19 protein-coding genes are annotated in these 20,623 nt (G+C 45.1%); 11 read left to right on the forward strand and 8 right to left on the reverse strand.

Annotated features, from left to right (window positions below; translation table 11 throughout):
* Positions 1-101: 101 nt before the first annotated feature.
* Complete coding sequence (locus JMX83_RS01625; protein ID WP_201598470.1) at positions 102-1,841, reverse strand: glutamine--tRNA ligase/YqeY domain fusion protein; 1,740 nt, start codon at positions 1,839-1,841, stop codon at positions 102-104.
* A gap of 314 nt (positions 1,842-2,155) precedes the next feature.
* Here JMX83_RS01625 and JMX83_RS01630 point away from each other — a divergent pair, with 314 nt between their 5' ends.
* Entirely contained in the window at positions 2,156-2,671 is a 516-nt protein-coding gene (locus tag JMX83_RS01630) for a peptidylprolyl isomerase (RefSeq protein WP_058025915.1), read from the forward strand.
* A gap of 123 nt (positions 2,672-2,794) precedes the next feature.
* The gene (locus tag JMX83_RS01635; protein WP_201598472.1) at positions 2,795-3,682 is read left to right on the forward strand and encodes a UDP-2,3-diacylglucosamine diphosphatase; all 888 of its coding nucleotides are present in this window, start codon (positions 2,795-2,797) and stop codon (positions 3,680-3,682) included.
* Between the two features lie 145 nt (positions 3,683-3,827).
* Here the strand turns inward: JMX83_RS01635 and orn are convergent, their stop codons facing one another.
* Positions 3,828-4,415: an oligoribonuclease gene (gene orn / locus JMX83_RS01640; RefSeq protein ID WP_201598474.1), complete on the reverse strand. Its 588-nt coding sequence runs from the start codon at positions 4,413-4,415 to the stop codon at positions 3,828-3,830.
* A gap of 221 nt (positions 4,416-4,636) precedes the next feature.
* Here orn and rsgA point away from each other — a divergent pair, with 221 nt between their 5' ends.
* The 4 genes from rsgA (at position 4,637) to secB (ending at position 7,553) form a co-directional block, all read left to right on the forward strand.
* Complete coding sequence (gene rsgA / locus JMX83_RS01645) at positions 4,637-5,740, forward strand: ribosome small subunit-dependent GTPase A (RefSeq protein ID WP_201598478.1); 1,104 nt, start codon at positions 4,637-4,639, stop codon at positions 5,738-5,740.
* 161 nt (positions 5,741-5,901) lie between these two features.
* A complete protein-coding gene (locus JMX83_RS01650) occupies positions 5,902-6,357 on the forward strand; it encodes a rhodanese-like domain-containing protein (protein ID WP_201598479.1) in 456 nt (151 codons plus the stop codon).
* 297 nt (positions 6,358-6,654) lie between these two features.
* Positions 6,655-6,918, forward strand: coding sequence for a glutaredoxin 3 (grxC, locus tag JMX83_RS01655; RefSeq protein WP_201598487.1), 264 nt, complete (start codon positions 6,655-6,657; stop codon positions 6,916-6,918).
* 182 nt (positions 6,919-7,100) lie between these two features.
* Positions 7,101-7,553 (forward strand): protein-export chaperone SecB, encoded by a 453-nt coding sequence (gene secB, locus JMX83_RS01660; RefSeq protein ID WP_057760989.1) that lies wholly within the window; start codon positions 7,101-7,103, stop codon positions 7,551-7,553.
* Between the two features lie 194 nt (positions 7,554-7,747).
* Here the strand turns inward: secB and adk are convergent, their stop codons facing one another.
* The 6 genes from adk to JMX83_RS01690 form a co-directional block, all read right to left on the reverse strand.
* A complete protein-coding gene (gene adk, locus JMX83_RS01665; protein WP_201598488.1) occupies positions 7,748-8,404 on the reverse strand; it encodes an adenylate kinase in 657 nt (218 codons plus the stop codon).
* A 217-nt stretch (positions 8,405-8,621) separates the two neighbouring features.
* Entirely contained in the window at positions 8,622-9,902 is a 1,281-nt protein-coding gene (gene ccmI, locus JMX83_RS01670) for a c-type cytochrome biogenesis protein CcmI (RefSeq protein WP_201598489.1), read from the reverse strand.
* Positions 9,899-10,387 carry a cytochrome c-type biogenesis protein gene (locus JMX83_RS01675; RefSeq protein ID WP_371532508.1) on the reverse strand — a complete coding sequence of 163 codons (489 nt, stop codon included), beginning with the start codon at positions 10,385-10,387 and terminating at the stop codon, positions 9,899-9,901. The genes ccmI and JMX83_RS01675 overlap by 4 nt, the downstream gene beginning before the upstream one ends.
* A gap of 65 nt (positions 10,388-10,452) precedes the next feature.
* Positions 10,453-11,103, reverse strand: coding sequence for a DsbE family thiol:disulfide interchange protein (locus JMX83_RS01680; protein ID WP_201598493.1), 651 nt, complete (start codon positions 11,101-11,103; stop codon positions 10,453-10,455).
* A gap of 1 nt (position 11,104) precedes the next feature.
* Positions 11,105-13,135, reverse strand: coding sequence for a heme lyase CcmF/NrfE family subunit (locus JMX83_RS01685; protein WP_201598494.1), 2,031 nt, complete (start codon positions 13,133-13,135; stop codon positions 11,105-11,107).
* 303 nt (positions 13,136-13,438) lie between these two features.
* Entirely contained in the window at positions 13,439-14,773 is a 1,335-nt protein-coding gene (locus tag JMX83_RS01690) for a hypothetical protein (protein ID WP_201598543.1), read from the reverse strand.
* Positions 14,774-15,266: 493 nt separating this feature from the next.
* Here JMX83_RS01690 and mrdA point away from each other — a divergent pair, with 493 nt between their 5' ends.
* From mrdA to JMX83_RS01715, 5 genes are all read left to right on the forward strand, one after another.
* Complete coding sequence (mrdA, locus tag JMX83_RS01695) at positions 15,267-17,258, forward strand: penicillin-binding protein 2 (RefSeq protein ID WP_201598495.1); 1,992 nt, start codon at positions 15,267-15,269, stop codon at positions 17,256-17,258.
* An 88-nt stretch (positions 17,259-17,346) separates the two neighbouring features.
* Positions 17,347-18,033, forward strand: a complete 687-nt coding sequence (rsmD, locus tag JMX83_RS01700; RefSeq protein ID WP_201598499.1) for a 16S rRNA (guanine(966)-N(2))-methyltransferase RsmD — start codon at positions 17,347-17,349, stop codon at positions 18,031-18,033.
* 253 nt (positions 18,034-18,286) lie between these two features.
* The gene (rplM, locus tag JMX83_RS01705) at positions 18,287-18,715 is read left to right on the forward strand and encodes a 50S ribosomal protein L13 (RefSeq protein ID WP_201598506.1); all 429 of its coding nucleotides are present in this window, start codon (positions 18,287-18,289) and stop codon (positions 18,713-18,715) included.
* A gap of 10 nt (positions 18,716-18,725) precedes the next feature.
* Positions 18,726-19,112 (forward strand): 30S ribosomal protein S9, encoded by a 387-nt coding sequence (gene rpsI / locus JMX83_RS01710; RefSeq protein WP_058025929.1) that lies wholly within the window; start codon positions 18,726-18,728, stop codon positions 19,110-19,112.
* Between the two features lie 318 nt (positions 19,113-19,430).
* The gene (locus JMX83_RS01715) at positions 19,431-20,519 is read left to right on the forward strand and encodes an LpxL/LpxP family acyltransferase (protein ID WP_201598508.1); all 1,089 of its coding nucleotides are present in this window, start codon (positions 19,431-19,433) and stop codon (positions 20,517-20,519) included.
* Positions 20,520-20,623 lie beyond the last annotated feature (104 nt).

A 20,623-nucleotide genomic window follows, 5' to 3' on the forward strand; every position in this document is an offset into this window, starting at 1 on the left:
TAGCGTACTAGAAATAGGCTTGATTGCAAACTACTATTGTTCAGTATTGTTTCAAAACATCATTTTAGCAATGACATTTTTAGAGACTGGGCCAACATAGATTACGCTGGCTTATAGCTATCGCGTAAGCTGACAATTTGGTTAAATACGGGTTTATCAGTGCTGTGATCTTCGCTATCAGCGATAAAGTACCCTTCGCGCTCAAACTGGAAACGCGTGCCCGCAGCCGCATTGGCTAAAGATGGCTCAACCACTGCATTTAGCTCAGTGAGCGAGTCAGGGTTTAGCGCTTGATGGACATCAGCGACGCTACTTGGGTCCTCAGCACTGAATAGCTGCTCGTACATGCGCACGGTCGCTGGCACACCTTGACTGGCTGATACCCAGTGAATTACCCCTTTAACCTTGCGGCCCTCAGGATTATTACCCAAGGTAGCAGGATCAATCGTCGCTTTTAGTTCAACGACATTGCCGTTTTCATCAGTGATATGCTCAGTGACGGCTAACACGTAGGTGTTACGCAAACGAATCTCTGGCTTTTCTGGTGATAGACGCTTGTAGCCTGCTGGCGGCTCAATCTCGTAATCGCCTTGATCAATGTATAGCGTCTCAGTAAACGGAATCTCGCGCTCACCCATATCGACATTAGGATGTTTGGGCTGAGTCAACCAAAGCGTTTGCGTCGCGTCATCAAAACGCGCATTGACGCTATCGGCTTTTTGCGTGTCCCAACTGCTGACCGCCTCGCTAAAGTTAGTAATCGTCACTTTTAATGGCTTTAGTACTGCCATGCCGCGACCAGTTGTCGTCTCTAATGACTGACGGACGCTGAATTCCAATAAGCGAAAATCAACCACGCTATCGGCTTTGGTCACGCCCACACGCTCACAAAAATCACGCAAGCCTTCTGGCGTATAACCACGGCGGCGCATACCAGCGACAGTCGGCATACGGGGATCATCCCAACCGCTCACGATACCTTCATCGACGAGCTGCTTAAGCTTACGCTTACTGGTCAATGTATGATCCACGTTTAAGCGGCTAAACTCATATTGATGCGGCGGCACGTCAAAGCCGATCTTGGCGATAACCCAATCATAGAATGGGCGATGGTCTTCAAACTCAAGCGTACATAGTGAATGGGTAATACCTTCAAGTGCATCAGAAAGTGGATGCGCAAAGTCATACATTGGATAAATGCACCATTTATCACCTGTCTGATGATGAGATTGATGCATCACGCGATAGATAACAGGGTCACGCAGATTCATATTTGGGCTAGCCATATCGATTTTGGCGCGCAATACCGCCTTACCTTCAGCGTACTTACCGTCTTTCATATCATTGAAAAGGGCTAGGTTTTCCTCGACGCTAGCATCACGCTGCGGAGATGGTTTGCCCGCTTCATTGAACGACCCACGGTTATCGCGAATCTGCTCAGGCGTTTGCAAATCGACATAAGCATCGCCTTGTTCAATCAACTGTATTGCCCATGCATGTAACTGGTCAAAATAACTTGACGCGTGGTACGCCTCACCTGCCCACTCAAAACCGAGCCACTTCACATCATTTTCGATGTTATCGATAAAATCTTGTTTTTCTGCAGTTGGGTTGGTGTCATCAAAACGCAGGTTGCACACACCGCCGAACTCTTTGGCCACGCCAAAGTTTAAGCAGATAGATTTTACGTGACCTAAGTGCAAGTAGCCGTTTGGCTCAGGCGGAAAACGTGTGACAATTTGCTCATACTTTTGCGCATTGACATCGTCACGAATGATATTACGAATAAAGTCGTTTTTTACTTCGTCTTTTTGTGCATTGTTGCTTGAGTGCTCACTCATCGGGTATTGCTCCTAACGCAAATTGTCAATTTGTGGTACGTGCAATCACGCATCACAAAACGTTCAAAATAAATTATTAAAATAAATTGGGATATAAAAACTCAGATAGTGCGACCGCATTATCAAAATTTGTCAAAGCTGATCAAAAATGGGTAAAGTTGCGTTATTCTATCAGCTTTTGCAAACGCATTAACAGCCTGATACATGACACGGGATAAAAAAGCCGTTAGACTACCCGTAACTTTTTAACCACCAATTTTTAACCACCACTTGACAGCGTCATTTAAGGCGCTGCAATCAAAAAGGAATATCCCATGGTAGACATGCCACCAGTAGTAGAACTTGACACCAATATGGGTGCGATCGTTATCGAACTCAACGAAGAAAAAGCACCAAAAACCGTAGAAAACTTCTTAAACTACGTAAAATCTGGTCAATATGACGGTACGATTTTCCATCGCATCATTGATGGTTTCATGATTCAAGGCGGCGGAATGGACGCTGAGATGAATGAAAAACCAACCAACGCGCCTATCGAAAACGAAGCGGACAACGGCCTAAAGAACGATAAAGGTACTATCGCAATGGCGCGTACCCAAGATCCGCATTCAGCAACTAGCCAGTTTTTCATCAACGTAAAAGACAACGATTTCCTAAACCACTCTGGCAAAAACATGCAAGGTTGGGGTTACACGGTATTTGGTAAAGTCACTAGCGGTATGGATGTAATCGAAAAAATGAAAGGCGTCCCAACTGGTCGTTTCGGCATGCATGCTGATGTGCCAAAAGAGCCAGTTGTTATCAACTCAGCGACCATCATTACTCAGTAGTAGCCACTCAACAGCAGCTACTCAGTAATAGTTACTTAGCGATAGCTGTGAATAAGCGAGCACTTTCTAATAAAATTTATTAAGTCATGCTTGCCATACGATAAGTCACGAGGACAAAGATAAATGCAACGTTTTAATCACTTAATCACGACCCGCCCTCATCAAGTGCGGCAAGTATTGATTAGCGATTTGCATTTATCGCCTCAGGAGCCTGCCTTAGTGCAGGCTTTTTTGGCGCTGCTTGATGACTGTCTCGCCCTGCCAGCGCTCAAACGCCTCTTTATATTGGGCGACTGGTTTGAGGTGTGGCTAGGCGATGATATGTATTTATCCCTATTGAAAGAAAAAAGGTCAGAGGATGAACAAATAACGCATTGGCTAACCCCGTTGATTGCAAAGCTCAAAAAGCTACGTATCAATGGTTGCGAGATATTAGTCATGCACGGCAACCGTGATTTTTTGTTAGGCCAACCGTTTTGTAATCTGTTCGGTGGTGAGCTTATCAGCGAGCCGTATAACTTGACTGTTGGTCAGCAGAATTATCGCTTAGAGCACGGTGACGCACTCTGTACCGATGACAAGAAATATCAGTTCTTTCGCAAAATTATGCGTAATCGTCTGACCCAGTGGTATTTGCTTAATAAGTCATTAGAAAAACGCTTGGCGATCGCAGACAACATGCGTAAAAGAAGCCAGCAAAACAATGCGAACAAAGCGGCTTATATCATGGATGTGAATGATGTGGCAGTTCGTCAGGCAATCACTGCTAGCGATGCCTTATTGCACGGTCATACTCACCGTCCAGATATTCATCAGGCGACTGCTGATAAAAAACGCTACGTGCTTGGCGACTGGCGATTGTTAGATAAAGACGATCGCCAGCCGAAAGTAAGCGCGGTGATTGGGGTGGTGACAGATGATGAGTATTCAAATGACCGTGTCAATAGTAACGATTTAAGCAGTAATAATACTGAGTTTGAGTTGTACGAGTTTGAATGTCTTGTTCGCTAAAATGCGTTTAATGGCGTTTTAAACTTAATGGCATTTTAAACAATGCACCTTAAAAAACCTCTTTTCAATACAAAAAGGGTCTGTTGATAGTTCAACAGACCCTTTTTACGTTCACTACAATCTTGAACTGCTTATCGCTCGCTATCTAATCCATCAATTTAAAGAAATGCTGACGATAATGCTTTAGCTCACGAATAGAGTCGCGAATATCATCTAAGGCTAGATGACTGCCCCCTTTTTCAAAGTTCTTTAGAATGTCAGGACGCCAGCGGAAACACAGCTCTTTAATTGACGACACATCAAGGTTACGATAATGAAAGAAGCGCTCAAGCTCTGGCATTTGACGCGCCATAAAGCGGCGATCTTGACAGATAGAGTTGCCGCACATTGGTGACTTACCACTATCGACCCATTTATTTAGGAACTTAATGGTCTCAGCTTCCGCTTCTGCCAAGGTCACCGTGCTACGGCGCACACGATCGACCAATCCTGACTGACCATGTTGCTTGGTGTTCCAGTCATCCATTTTATTTAAGACTTGATCCGATACCTTGATCGCAAACACAGGCCCTTCAGCAAGTACATTCAAATCTTCGTCAGTAACGACAGTAGCAATCTCGATAATCTCATCATTTAACGTATCAAGTCCGGTCATTTCTAAATCAATCCATACCAACCCTTTTTTGCCTTGGTTTTTGATCTTAATCTTATTGGGATGGTCGCCGGTAGCCATAAAATATCCTATCATTCATAATTTTGGAAAAACAACTTTAGAAAAACGTATTACATGTAGACACTCGTGCTCAAACAGTATTGCAACACGCTACTTGGTTTAGAAAACCTATAGAGTCGTACAATATTACAAAACCACTGTCTGCCGCAGACGCTTTAGGCTGTATGTTAGCAAATTTTCACGCTACACTTAGCAATATTTTTATAATAGGTCAAAAACCCATGGCATTAATCCGGCAACGCAAACTGACCAAACAACAGATTCGTCGCATCGACAAGCAGCAATTGTCCAATCAAGACAGCATCGATGACAGCCTGATGGATGGTGTGGTCATGGCGCATTACGGTAAGCAACTAGAAGTACAAGTCACCAGCCTACCTGCAGTGATACCTGAGCAGCCAGAGATTGCACCTGATGATCCGGAGCCGTTTTGGCAAACGCTTGAGCTCGGCGATATTTGGCGCTGCCATGTACGCACTAACTTGCCGATGCTAGCCGCTGGTGACCAAGTGCGCTGGAGTGCCGATTCCAACACAGGCTTTGGCCGTATCGAAGCCGTCAAACCGCGTACCTCATTGGTCTCTCGCCCTGACCGCTATCATAAGCTCAAACCCGTCGCCGCCAATGTCGATATACTAGCTATTGTCTTTGCGCCACTACCTGCCGCCGCCCCGACTCTAATTGATCGCTATCTCGTAGTATGCCATCACGCAGGCGTCAAACCGTTACTGGTACTCAACAAGGCCGATCTGTTGGCCCAAGAAAATGGTGTAGATACCAATGAGTTGTTGGCACAGTATGCCGCACTTGGTTATGAGAGCGTCCTGACCTCAGTCGATTGTCCTGAAAACATCGCTGAGAGCGATGAGCAAGAAGGCCTTGATGAACTAAAACGCTATATAGATAAAAAGCTAGTCATCTTTGCTGGACAATCTGGCGTTGGCAAAAGCAGCTTAATCAATGCCCTACTCCCAGAATCTGGTCAAAGCGTCAATATCATCTCGCAAAACTCCAAGCTTGGTCAACATACCACGACGACCAGTCGACTACTGCCATTTAATCCAGACGATCTGACCCAAGGCGGCATCGTTGATACACCAGGTATTCGTGAATATGGTATCTGGCATCTGACGCCTGACGATATCATCTCAGGCTTCGTTGAGCTGGCGCCATTGGCTGGCGATTGCCAGTTCCGTGACTGTCGCCACACCTATAACAGCAAAGGCTGTGCACTATGGGAAGCCGTGGCTGACGGTACCGTATTACAGCGCCGCGTTGAAAATCTCGTGACGCTACGAGAGGAAGCTGATACTAAGCCTTATTAAGCCCAATTAACGTCATTTCAAAGGCAAAATGACGGCTCAATTATTGACCGTGTCATCGCCCGTTTACTATAGATGACCTTATCGGTATAATAGCGCCTTGTTCAATATTATTGAGCTGGCTTCTCAGCTCAATAGAACACCTATTTTTTTGGAGGTATGGTTTGGATCGTGCGCTGGAATTTGTGGGCAACCACCCGTTTTTATTTGGTATATTAGCCGTACTTGCTATCCTGTTTTTTACCATTGAAAACAAACGTAGCGGTAGAAAAATATCGCCCAACACCCTTGGCATGATGGTCAACTCTCAAAACGCGCAGCTGATCGATATTCGCGCCAAGAAGAAGTTTGAATCAGGTTATATTCAAGGCAGCCGCAACATACCGTTCACTGATCTCAAAGAGCGCTTAGCAGAGATTCGTGCGATTGAGCAGCCAGTGATTATCATCTGCGACATGGGCGTACAAGCAGGCGCAGCCATTCAGATGATTGGTAAAGACAGTGTCTATCGCTTAGAGGGCGGTATTGGCGGCTGGCAAGGCGCTGGTATGCCATTGGTTGGTGTAAAAGACGCCAGGTCAAAAAACAAAGCTAAGACCAAGCCTAGTTTAAGCAAATAGTAGATTGGCTGAAATATGGCTTCTGACTAAAAACAGCATCTGATTAACGATAGCAAAATAAAAAGACACCTTAGCAATAGGTGTCTTTTTTTATATCCTGTTTATACTACTACCGAGGGTTTTAACCTAAGACGGCTTGAATTTGTCATGCTCATCCCCACTTTAGTATGAGCATAATCGAATACATTTGCACTTTACTCATTGATAACAGATTCTACCATTACTTAGACTATGATAATTTATCAGGCTATCTATAATAAGTTTGTTATCTCATAAATTTATAAATAAGGATTTACCATGACTGTACCTGTTAAAGTTTATACGACCCCTATCTGCCCATACTGCTCAAACGCCAAACAACTACTAAAAACCAAAGGCGTTGATTACGAAGAAATCGGCATGCACGACATGAGCAGCGAAGATCGTCAGGCACTGATGAAAAAAACCAATAACTACCGCACTGTGCCACAAATTTTCGTTGGTGAGACCTTTGTCGGCGGTTTTGATGAGCTTAACCAAATGAACCAACAAGGCAAACTTGACGAGCTATTAGCGGGTTAATCTGCTACCTTGCTTTACTGTCTGTCTTTATTTATGTAAAGATAGACAGTGGCAAGCTTGGAAACCGTAATATAAAGTAGGGTTAAAAAAATATCGAGCTACACGCTTAGTTTATATTACAATGACTTTTTATTAACATGACCGTTTGCCCCATCACTTGATTTAATTTTAGAGGATTTATCATGGCTGAAGAACAAGCACAACCACAACTGGCATTAGAACGCATCTATGTAAAAGACATGTCACTTGAAGTCCCAGGCGCTAGCGTATTCACCAAAGAGTGGAACCCAGAGCTTGATATCAACTTGTCTAGCAACGCTGAAAAATTAGATGATGATCATTATCAAATCATCTTGACCGTAAGCGTAACCGCAAAAAATGCGGAAGAGGCAGCATTCATCGCTGAAGTACATCAAGCAGGTATCTTCTTGTTAAAAGACATTCCAGAAGATCAAATCGGTCAAATCTTGGGTGCATACTGCCCTAACGTGCTGTTCCCATATGCTCGTGAAGTCATCAGCGACATCGTGACGCGTGGTAGCTTCCCTCAGCTATTGCTTGCCCCTGTGAACTTTGATCAAGCGTATGCACAAAGCCAGCAGCAAGCACAAGTTGATGCTCAAGGTAATGCGTAATTTTTAAATCATAAATATGCTAGCTTTATAAGTATTATGTTTGATGAAAGAGCCGTTTACTTATGATGAGTAAGCGGTTTTTTTGTGGGTGTTTTTTATGAGGTATGAAATCATTAGCCATAAAAAAACCCTGTAATGAAACAGGGTCTCTAATGACTATATCGACTGCTAAATTAATTAGCCAAAATCGAACATTAGCCTTTTAGCGCAGATAAGATTTGCTGCTTAACCTCTTCGATGTCTTGCGTGCCATCAAACTTATCGTAGTTTGGTGAATCTGCACCCTCGGCGGCTTTTTCTTGATAAAAACCAACCAATGCAGATGTTTGCTCATGGTAAGTCGACAGACGGTCGCGAATGGTCGCTTCTTGATCGTCTTCACGCTGGATAAGCGCTTCACCAGTCACGTCGTCGATACCTTCCTGCTTTGGCGGATTGTAATCAACATGATAAACGCGGCCTGAACCTGGATGCTGACGACGGCCAGACAAACGGTTCACGATTTCATCATCAGGTACACTGATCTCTACCACATGATCGATGGCAACATCAGCATCAGCAAGTGCTTGCGCTTGTGGAATAGTACGTGGAAAACCATCAAAGATACAACCGTTGGCACAATCAGGCTTTGCAATACGCTCTTTTACGAGATTGATAATGAGGTCATCAGAAACCAGACCACCAGCATTCATGATATCTTTGGCTTTTTTGCCAAGCTCGCTGCCTTCTTTGATTGCAGCACGTAGCATATCACCCGTTGATATCTGCGGAATATCATATTCTTTAGAAATAAACTGGGCTTGAGTACCTTTACCGGCGCCTGGTGGACCTAGCAAAATAATACGCATCATTACACGATTCTCCTGAATTGAGTGGGATTTTAGGATTAATAAAACTTAGGGATTGGCGGATTGCAGAGATACCTTACCTTGTGGCCTTGCAAACCTCAAGTATTTTCATGATTATGGTCATAAGTTGCCATGACTTAGCTGTTCATACAACGCTGTTGCACCATTTTGTGGGCAACAGCATTGATACGACAAATGCTGACAATAACATATCCCAATACTAGGGGATTTGTTGATTGATTTCTACATTAGCCTGGTTTTGATCGGCACTAATCACCACAGGATTGCCTGATAGGTCTCCTGACTCTGCGATTGCCGTACCACTATGGCTAATACGAGCGATGACAGCCAACTGTACTTTGTCAGATCGAGCAGATCCTAGAGTACGCCCTGGCATCATGGCATCAAGATCACTTAGGCTAATAGTAGCTTCACCTTGTTTGATGGCGGTAATTGGTAAACGTTTAGCCGCAAATGGCGGGCCACCATTCACATCACGAATCGCCACAAACAGCACGTCATCCGCTTTGACCAGTGGCAGTAGGCTTGAGTTGATCTTAACGGTCACCTCGATACCTTCGGAGGCTTGTTGCTGCTGCATGGTTACATTGGCACTGAGCTCATCTAGGCTTGATAGCGCCTGCGTATGATCGCCTGGTTTGGCAGAAATACTGTCACGCAAACGCTTAATCCAGCCTTGTGCTTGATCAAAGTTATTCGCTCGCGCCTCACCCATTGCCATGAGCATTTGCGCGCCTTCATGCTGTGGGTTTTTGGCCAATACAGTTTCTAGCACTCGGCGACTATTTTCGTCTAACTGACCCTTATTAGCAAAGAAATTAATCTGCGCGTAAGTAATCGCAATCTCTTCATTATCAGGTGATAAACGATAAGCACGTGATAAGGCCTCTAGTGCTGAATCGGTCGCCTCTAACGATAAGAACAACTCTGATAGGCGCATCCAACGGTTGTAATCGTACGCATGGCGATAGACGTTGGTCTGCATGGCACTAATCAGCTGATTGCCATCTTCGATCGCCCAAGCAGGCGGCTGGTCAATCTTGCCAGTTAATAAATCATCCGCCACTTGACCTACTTTGTCTTCGCTTGCCCAAAGCTCGAATACAGGCGTGCGATCTCCGACCATCAAGTACGCCATAGCGGCTAATACGGGCACCCAGACGACGATAATCAATCGACTCTTGATACCAGGCGTCACCATGGGTGCGACTTCGCGCTGAGCGTCCAACAGCTGGCGTTCAAGCTCAAGTTTTTGGTTTTGATAATGATGATCATCAATGATGCCGCTGTCTTTATCTATTTTCAGCTCTGCTAAGCGCTCACGAAATACGGCAACGTTGATATCTAATAGCTGATTGTCCAAAGGCTTACTATGCGTACGCGGTGCTCTCAACCATGGTTTGATAGCTATAACAGCAAGCAATAAGGCGGTAAGTAGGCTCAGCGCAATAAATAAGCCAACCGTAGAAAATATGGTCATTTTTTGCCCCCAAGGCTTGTAATATCGTGATCGTCTTTGTTATCAGCACGTGATAATAAGCGCTCAAGCTCCGCTTTTTCGGCAACAGACAGCGCCTCAGCGGTACTGTCTGCTGTCATACCGCTTGCACCACTGGCAACAAGCTGACGTCGTTTGCTTTGCCAAAACCAACCTACTAACAAGATGATGAGCAATAATGGTGGGAAAAACCATAAGATCCACGTTGAAGGACGAACTGGTGGCTTGTAGCTGATAAAGTCGCCATAACGTTCCTGCATATAGGCACGAATCTCACCATCGCTACGACCATCTTTGACCAAATCATAGGTTTTTTGCTTTAAATCTTGGGCAATCGGGGCATCAGAGCCTGCTAGATTTTGGTTTTGACATTTTGGACAACGCAGCTCTTCGATAAGGCCTCGATACTGTGCCTCTTGCTGTACAGAGTCAAAATCATAGACGTCGATAGCAGCAAAACTAGCCATACTGAATAGACAAGCGATAAGCAAGCTTGCTAACTTTATCGTAACGGATTTTATTTGATAAGCTATCATTGACACGCCTCCTCAACCTGACTTGGCTCTAAACTGACGCCATTATTATTGGCATCATTAAGCACCATCAAGCAAGGCGTGATACGGCTTTGCCAGTTGCTCTCATTGACCTCACCGATAATATGCTGACGAATAATCCCTTCACCATCGACGACAAAAGTCTCAGGCGCGCCAGTTAAGCCCAAATCTAAAGCAAACTGCCCCGATAGATCCTGAATAGACATCGAAAAGGGATCGCCGCCTTTGTTCAGGTATCCGAGTGCATTACCGATGTCATCTTTGTAGTTGACACCTACCAAATTGACACCGCGCTCCTCCAATTTCATTAAGAAAGGATGCTCGATGATGCAAGTAGGACACCATGATCCCCAGATATTCATCAAGAACGGCTCGTCAGGTAGGTTGTCATTGGTCATGATACGACTGGTATCGGACAACAATGGCAGCTCAAAAGCGGGTACTGGACGCTCAAGCGCGGTGTTGGTCACGATATCCGTCGGTTTGCCCAAGCGCATATACAGCATGGCAACCAGACCAATAAAAATCACCAGAGGAATCAAAAACCCTAACTTAAGCGACTTTTTACGTTTGGTATTTTTATTGCTTTGCTGAGTCTGTTTATCAGGTGCATTGTTTGAGGTCGTCATGTTACTGATCCCCTGTCTTGATAGCTTGCGATTCCAAATCTGCCACCGTAGCAAAGCCTGATTTTTTGGCAGCGATTTGCGCAGGTGTTCTGGTTTTCTTAATACGGTAACGATTGTCTAGCATGCTGAGCAATGCACCAAACGCCATAATAAGCGCACCTAGCCATATCCAGCGAATAAGCGGTTTGACATAGATACGGAACGCCCACTCGTTGCTGTCCTCAGCAATTGGCTCACCAAGTGCGACATACACATCGCGCATAAGGCTGGCATCGATTGCCGCCTCGGTCATTGGCATCATACTGATGATATAGTTACGCTTTTCAGGATATAACGTAGCTACCTCTTGACCGTCTTTGCTCACCAATACCTCGGCTTGGGTGGCGTCAAAGTTACTGCCTTTTACTTCGCTAAAACCTTTTACTGTAAAGTCATAGCCTTGGACATTGACACTATCATTTGGTCCCAGCGCCACATCACGTTCAATACTGAGTGTACTGGTAAATGCCACTCCGATAACTGCAACGAGCACCCCAATATGGGCAGTCTGTTGACCCCAATAGCTCAGACGCAGCTGACGCAACCCCTTTACTCTACTCGGTGCATTCTTGGTTTTGTCTCTAAAGTCGACCACCATCCATAAGAGCACCCAAAAGCTCACTGCCAACGTGACACCAATGTTGAGCATCGCTGATGGACTTGTGAAATAAGCGATAATCGCCGCCAACACCAGACTGCTCACAGCGATAACCATGCCAGCACCCAATAATGGACGGCTGTCTTGTTTCCAGCGAATATTAGAGCCCATACCCATCGCTACCAGCAGCAACCATGTTAATGGCACAAATAGCGCATTGAAGTATGGAGGGCCGACCGATACCTGACCTAAGCCAAAAGAATCAGCAATAATGGGGTATAGCGTACCAAGTAGGACAACCAAGGTCGAAATCAAAATAATGACGTTATTAATCACCAAGAACGACTCGCGTGAGATCAGTCGATATTGACTCTCAACCGTCAAGCGCCAACCACGTACCGCAAACATCAGCAGACCACCGCCGATAATCACGCCAAGAATGGCTAGAATAACGAGACCACGCGTTGGGTCAGCAGCAAATGAATGGACTGAAGTGATAACGCCTGAACGTACAAGGAACGTACCGAGCAAACTTAGCGCAAAGGCAAAAATAGCAAGCATGATCGTCCATGCCTTGAACACGCCGCGTTTTTCAGTGACCGCAAGCGAATGTAGCAATGCTGTACCCGCCAGCCATGGCATCAGTGACGCGTTCTCTACTGGATCCCAAAACCACCAGCCGCCCCAGCCAAGCTCATAATATGCCCACCAAGAGCCAAGTGCGATACCAACCGTCAAGAAACCCCAAGCAGCTAGCGCCCACGGACGCGACCAGCGTGTCCACACCGCATCCAAGCGCCCTTCCCACAACGCCGCCATACAAAAAGCAAATGGCACGACCATACCTACGTAGCCCATGTAGAGCATCGGTGGATGAATAATCAAACCAAAATCTTGCAAGACAGGGTTTAGATCCGCGCCATCAACTGGCAAATTGGGCAAGGTTCGATCAAATGGCGATGAGGTAAAGATCAGCATCGCTAGCATCATCATCTGTACGCCTGCCAATATCACAAGGACACGCGCACGCATGGACAGAGGCAACCCACGACTGAAATAAGAGACCAGCGCACACCAAGTGGCCATAATGGTCATCCACAGTAGCAATGACCCTTCATGCCCGCCCCACGTTGCAGACAGCTTGTAATACCAAGGCAGCAACGTATTGGAGTGCTGAGTGACGTAGACGAGACTAAAGTCGTTGTAATAAAAGCCTGCCATCAGTGCAGCAAATGATATAATCATGGCCGCAAACTGCGCCCACGCAAGACTTGGTGCTAGACGTTGCCAAGCGACGTGGTCGCGCATGACACCAATGGTTGGTAGTACCACCTGCAAAATCGCCAGTATAAAAGCGGCCAGCAAGGCAAAATAACCCAATTCTGTGATTAACATACGGTCTAACCTTGTTTACCTTGGATACCATTAAGGGTTCACCGATGGCATTGTGAGCCACTGGCAAACGCTAAATAGTCCTTTATGCGGTCATAGTTTACGGTTAAAAACTGAGGTTTCGATAGCTATAGAAGCACCTAAAACCCGCTACTATCATTGTGACGTATCAATCTGAATGGTTGATACAAAATGCTTAATTGTGGTTTATTTTATATTCTTTTATTTGTCCAAACTTTATTAGATATTGTTGCTTGTTACCATTTAAAAATACTTATCACTGTTTTATTACACACGATATCAGTATTACTGCATCGAGGGAAAGAACACCAGCACAAGATGCAGCCACCCTGCCAAAAATCCAGTTAAACCACCCAAGACAATCAAGGTCATCTCATCTTCACGAAAAGCTGGACGCAATAGGTTCTGAAACTCGTTTGGCGTCAGGGCGCGTATTCTATCGCGAAACAGCCCAAATATTTTACTGGCTCGACTTTCATTGAGCTCAGGATCACGCAGCGGTACCATCGTTGCCACAATCGATTTGTCAATAATGGTGTTTTTCAGCTGCCCATAATCACGGCGGCCCAATCCCACACGTAAGGTCGTGCTAATCACTGGTGACTCTAGTACCGTATATAAGTGTGACTTCATCAATTCACGAGTTTGTGCTGAGCGATCACCATACATCATCTCGTTCATGATGTTCTCTAGAGTAACCAAGTCTTTTACCACAATCTCAGCAAATACTTCAGACACCTCTTCTTGACGCTTCATAAAGCCACCTTGCAGACGATACCTTGCGATATGCGGTATGACTGGCTTGATAAAGGGGAAGCGGCTCTGTACCGAAAAAAGCTTCAAATACGGGATGAAATGCGGCTCCACTGGATTAAACACCATCCAAATGGCAATCCAATTGGTCAAAAACCCCCAAATCGCGGCAAAAAACGGTACAGTCCAATGCTGCGGCACCACCAAAAATATAAACATCTGGATAATACCAAACACTAACCCAATCAAAGCACTGATATGCCAAATAAAATCGATCTCTTTTTGACCGACCTTTAGGAACATATTGACCATCAGACGACGATCGTTCTCCATTGTATTAACGATCATCTTGCGCATATCGACCAGATCTTCGACATGATAAGTCAAGTCTGTCACCAGCGACTGCATGATACTAGGCAGCTCTTTATGGGCTTGAGCATAGACACGGCGTTTTAGGGCATAAGGCAGGTTACCCCATAATGCGGGTGAATGATCGAGCATAATCTCATCAATCAACGGCTCAAGATTTTTGTCCACCGTATCAGTGACAAATAGCGCCATTTGCTCCGGTTCCATCGCTTTAAAAAACTCATCCAGCGAACCGAGCTTTGACAATGTCTGATCAACGATAACACCCGATATTTTACCCGCTTTGCGTGGGACAATACCTTGCCAGCCGATACCCGGCAACCCAAAGAATGGGAAGTTTGGAATACGAATACCCCAAAACTTAATCGGATAAAACAGCATCTTGAGCGCCATCCACACATGTACCCAAGTGACGAATGCCGTCACTGGTGGAATGGTCAGCATGGCAAAAAACTCTGGGTGCTCAGTTATCGTCTGCCACAATGAATTTACGTCCATGACTTCTCTAGTTCCTGACAGGTTGATTGTCGTTGCTAATATTGTCGTTACCGATAACAAGCCATTAGCAAAATTAGAACGTTTCAAAAAGACGCTCTGCCCATAATAACTGCTATAAATAAATCGCCTGATTTTAGCATACTTGCTATTTATTAGCACATGTAGACCCTTGGCAAGTTGTGACTAAAGATGACACATTTCATGCCCTGCATCTGATAATAGAGAGACTAATATGGCTCATCGCTTATATAGCGTATGGTCACAACAAAATAAGTGGCTGAGTACTGCGCCTTCTCATTTGTTCTGTTATAATTTGTAGTCAAACGATAGACACCATCTATGTACAAATCGATGCACGTTGATTTTAGATCATATAGCGCTATGTGATTGAAATCCTTTGTATTATCCTTTAGACTCACCGCACTTTGGTTAACTAACCCGCCCATGTATCCTGCTTTTATTGACTCACTGACCGATTGGGCTATGATTTTCTATGAATAAACCGCTAACTCCCAATACCGAACAGGTCAACAGTACCTTTACCAACCGTATTATTATCTTTGGGATTTTAATATTGCTGGGTTTGGGCGGCCTGATAACGCGTTATGGTTATTTGCAAGTCTATGCTCATGACAAGTACACCACGCAGGCAGACAATAACCGTATCAAGCTCATATCTGCACCGCCTAGCCGCGGTTATATTTATGATCGTAACGGGATAATTTTGGCGGATAACCAACCAGTCTTTACGGCTATGCTAAGTCCTGACGAGATTGACAACCCTGAGCGCACCTTAAACTTGTTAGCCCCTATCTTTGATCTGACAGAAGAAGACATCACAGATATTTTGGCGCGCTTGAGCAAAAACAAAAACGACCCTGTGACCATCAAAATCGATCTCACAGAGGCGCAGTTGGCTCAGTTTAGTGAGCGTAAGCCGTTCTTTCGCGGTGTCTCTATTCAAAGTAAGCTGACGCGTGATTATCCTTATGATGAGCTGTTTGCTCATGTGATCGGTTACGTTGGTCGTATTAACGATAAAGAGTCTAAGCGTATTGATAAGGACCGCTATGCAGGTACTGATCTGATCGGTAAGATTGGTATTGAAGACTATTACGAAGATATTTTGCTTGGGCAGCCCGGTTACCAATCGGTAGAAACGGATGCTCACGGCAATATTTTGCGTCAATTAGATACCAAACCGCCTACCTCTGGTAACGATATCACGTTGAGCTTGGATTATGGGCTACAGAAGATCGCCCAACAGCAGCTAGATGGACGCCGCGGTGCAATCGTCGCAATAGATCCAAAAAACGGCGACGTGCTGGCATTTGTCAGTAACCCAAGCTATGACCCAAACCCTTTCATATCAGGCATCTCTTTCAAAGACTATGATGCGCTGCGAGAAGACCTTGATCAGCCGCTATATAATCGTGCGCTCCAAGGCACTTACCCACCTGGCTCGACCATCAAACCATTTGAGGGTCTAGGCGGTATTCACTACGGCTTGCGAGATTGGAACAGTACTATTTATGATCCTGGCTATTTTAGTTTACCAGGAGACAGCCATCGATTCCGTGACTGGAAGCGTGGGGGTCATGGTACGGTTGATTTGAAAAAATCTATCCAAATGTCAGTTGATACTTACTATTATAAACTGGCTTATGAGATGGGTATTCAGCGTCTACACGACTGGATGGTGCGCTTTGGTTTTGGTGACAAGACAGGCATTGATCTCCCTAATGAAAAATCAGGCATTATGCCATCACCGAAATGGAAAAAAGACACTTACGATAAAGACTGGCTACCGGGTGAAACCATCTCTGTCAGTATTGGACAAGGCTATTTCTTGGCAACGCCACTACAGATTGCCAACGCCACAGCCATGACCGCAAATAAAGGAAATCACATTACCCCGCATTTGCTAAAAAGCAGCGACGGCGCGGCAGAGGTAAAAGTGATCACCAAACCAGATGGCAAAATTGAATACAACGGTCAGCCTTCTGACTGGCTACGTATGCATGCTGCGATGGAAAGCGTGGTAGAAAACGGCACAGGTCGCGGCATCTATACCCCGCGCTATCGTATCGCTGGCAAAACCGGTACCGCACAGGTGAAGTCTATCGCTCAAGGCAAACGCTATGATAAATCGGCAATCGATAAGCGTCATTGGGATCATGCGTGGTTCAATGGCTTTGCGCCCGTAGAAGATCCACAGATTGCACTTGCTGTATTGGTCGAAAACGGTGGTGGTGGTAGTACAACCGCCGCTCCTATTGGCCGTGCCCTATTTGACTACTGGATGCTACAGCGCAAAACTGATCCGGTATTGCCTCCTTCAGCCGATGAGCTCAAAGTCATCAAGCGCCAAAAGGCTTTTGAAAAAGCCATGAAAGACGCATTGCGTGAAAAAGAGGCAAAGGCGTTAGCAGAACAGGAAGCAGCAGAAGCAGAGGCACAAACAGCAGAAGCCACCTCTGAATAGCGACATTTTAATAGACATTTCTAATCATTAACGTCATGTCTATTAAGGGGAAATGCCTCAAGAAAGAAACAATAAAAGAGACTCTAGCATGAAAAAACCCACGAGCGGGCGTGCAGCAAAAAAGAACCCTAAAGCAAAAAGTGCCGCAGCCGGTGATGTGCGTATCATTGGCGGGCAGTTCAAACGCCGTATTGTCAGCTTCATCGATGCAGATGGTCTACGCCCAACGCCCGACCGCCTGCGAGAGACGCTATTTAACTGGCTACTGGCTGATATTCATGGTGCCCGCGTGCTCGATAGCTGTGCAGGCAGTGGCGTGTTAGGGTTTGAGGCGCTGTCTCGCGGCGCGGCGCACACCACTTTTATCGAAGTGAATAGCGCACAGAGCAACATGCTGCGTCAGAGTGCCGAGCAGCTACGTCTTGATACGGCTACTTATAGCGTCATCACAGGCACTGCTGAGCAAGTCTTGCATCAACACCAACTGACTGAGCGCCCTTTTGACATTGTCTTCATCGATCCCCCTTATGCTCAGGATCTATGGCAGCCTATTTTGAGTGCGTTAATTACCAATGCATTGATTGACCAATCAACGCTGATTTATTTAGAAGCGGATAAAGATTTAACACCTCAGCTTGAGCAACTAGAAGAGACGCTTAATAAAAATCAGGACGCCCAACTAGAGATAACTCAGCAACCAATCGCTTTTGAATGCTTGAAACAAACCAAAGTCGGACAAGTTGTCGCTGGACTTTATCAGCTGTCACCGTCATAATTACACCTTAATTGCTAAGCGCATCATTAGCAATTATTGGTTAAGCAATATTTAGTAAAACACTTCAATACCCGTAAAAATGTTTAAAACCGCTTAAAAACTGGCCAAACGCTGCAGTTTAATGTATAAAGGCGAAAATAAACCCCAATGCAGCTTGCAAGCGTAGGCGCTACTGCTTATAATGTGCAGTCTGTTTTTTGAGAGCCCCGTTCCCAGCTAAACTCTCAACGAATTCTAATTTTAAGGTTTTATCATGAAAACACTTAGTGCAAAACCAGCTGAAGTGACCCATGACTGGTATGTCGTAGATGCTGACGGCAAAACCCTTGGTCGCTTAGCCACTCAAATCGCTAGTCGCTTACGTGGCAAGCACAAGCCTTCTTATACTCCGCACGTAGATACTGGTGACTTCATTGTTGTCATCAACGCAGAAAAAATCGCGGTAACGGGTAAGAAAGCGCAAGACAAAAAGTACTATCGTCACAGTGGCTACCCAGGTGGTATTAAAGAAACCAACTTCACAAAGCTGATTGCACATAAGCCTGAAGATGTTCTACACAAAGCAGTTAAGGGTATGCTTCCAAAGGGCCCTCTTGGCTATGCGATGATCAAGAAGCTGAAACTATATGCGGGTACTGAACACCCACATACTGCACAGCAACCTAAAGAACTAGACATCTAAGGATATACTTATGGAACGCAATTACGGAACTGGTCGCCGCAAGACGTCTACTGCTCGTGTCTTTTTATCAAAAGGTACTGGTAGTATCGTTGTTAACGGTAAGCCACTAGACGAATATTTCAGCCGTGAAACTTCACGCATGGTTGTTCGTCAGCCATTAGAACTACTAGACTCTGCTAACCAGTATGACTTATATGTCACTGTTGCAGGCGGTGGTATCAGTGGTCAAGCTGGCGCAATCCGCCACGGCATCACACGTGCATTGATCGAAGCTGACGAAACTTTGAAGCCTGCCCTAAAAGCAGCTGGTTTTGTTACTCGTGATTCACGTCAAGTTGAACGTAAGAAACTGGGTCTACGTAAAGCACGTAAACGTCCACAGTTCTCAAAACGTTAATCAAAGCACTTTCTTATCTTTTTGCTACTGTTGTCTTTTTCTCGGAGCGATGGTAGCAAACTTAAGTAAGAGAAGCGTTTTGCAAAACCTTATAAGCTGGTCACAGCTTATAAGGTTTTTTTATGCCTGCTGATTGGCTTATAGGTCGTGTGTCTATCTTTCATTGCAATAGCTATCGGTATACGTACTTTATATTAACACTGCAAAGTAAAAACCTTATAAACATTCTCACTTGCAAAGCGTTTGAGCCTACCCCATCATATCAATAACTTTTCATCATTAGCTGCAATGTGATACACGGTGCGGCAGAAGGATATTATGAAAGCGCCAGAACAATACGATCCCAGTAAATCATCAAATAATAGTAGCGTACCGCCTAGTACCAAGCAGTCGACTAAGTCACCTGCTATACCTGCGGGCACCCCAACGATTACGCAAAATCATAAGCGTACCGCACAAGCAGAAAACAAGCCTTTTCAATGGCAGTTTTTATTGCCAAAGTATTGGGGTATCTGGTTGTTGTTTTTGATGATGTTACCCATGATATATTTGCCACTGCGTTGGCAGTTTTGGCTGGGGCGTCAGCTTGGTCGTTTAATTTATAGCGCTGCAGGCTCACGTAGGCGTGATACTCTTATTAATCTAAAGCTAGCGTTTCCAGAAAAGCCGGAAGCTGAGCGTGAGTTGATGGCCAAGCAAGTCTTTGTCAATCAAGGTATTGGCGTGTTTGAAACCCTATGTGCTTGGTTCCGTCCAAATATATTTACTAGAACCGTATCTATTTCGGGGTTACAGCATCTCGTTAATGCGCAAAATGAGCAGCGTCCGGTTATTTTGCTGGGTGCGCATTATACGATGCTCGATTTGGGCGGCTTACTGTGTTCTCAATTCTTCCCTGTCGATTGTATGTACCGTACGCAAAATAACCCTTTATTAGACTGGTTTATCTATAATGGTCGTACCAATATATTTGGTAAGCAAATCTCAAGCCGCGATATGCGTAGCTTAGTCACCTCTATCAAAGCGGGGCATGTGATTTGGTATTCTCCCGATCAGGACTATGGTCTCAAACAAGGGGTCATGGCGCCATTTTTCGGAGTGCCAGCAGCAACGATTACCGCATCACGTCGTATGGCAAAATTAGGCAGCAAAACGCATCCGCCCGCCGTGATGGCGCTACATACTTACCGGCAGACACCAGATAATCTACCACGTGGCAAACGCCCACATTATCACCTGACCATCACCCCGGAGTTAGAAAACTATCCAAGTCAAGATGAGGTCGCTGATGCCACTCGGGTCAATGAAGTCTTAGAAGGACTGATACGTATCGACCCGACTCAGTGGATGTGGTTTCATCGTCGCTTTAAACATGGGCCGAATGGTCGTACTGATATTTACAAATAAGCAGACGATGATTGCTAGGAAAACGGCTTGAAAAATTTGCTATACTTTGCGATTAGTATTTTGACCCTTTGATCGTACATTTATAATAATTTGATAAACAAAAT

The organism is Psychrobacter piscatorii, from assembly GCF_904846415.1.
Lineage (GTDB): Bacteria > Pseudomonadota > Gammaproteobacteria > Pseudomonadales > Moraxellaceae > Psychrobacter > Psychrobacter piscatorii.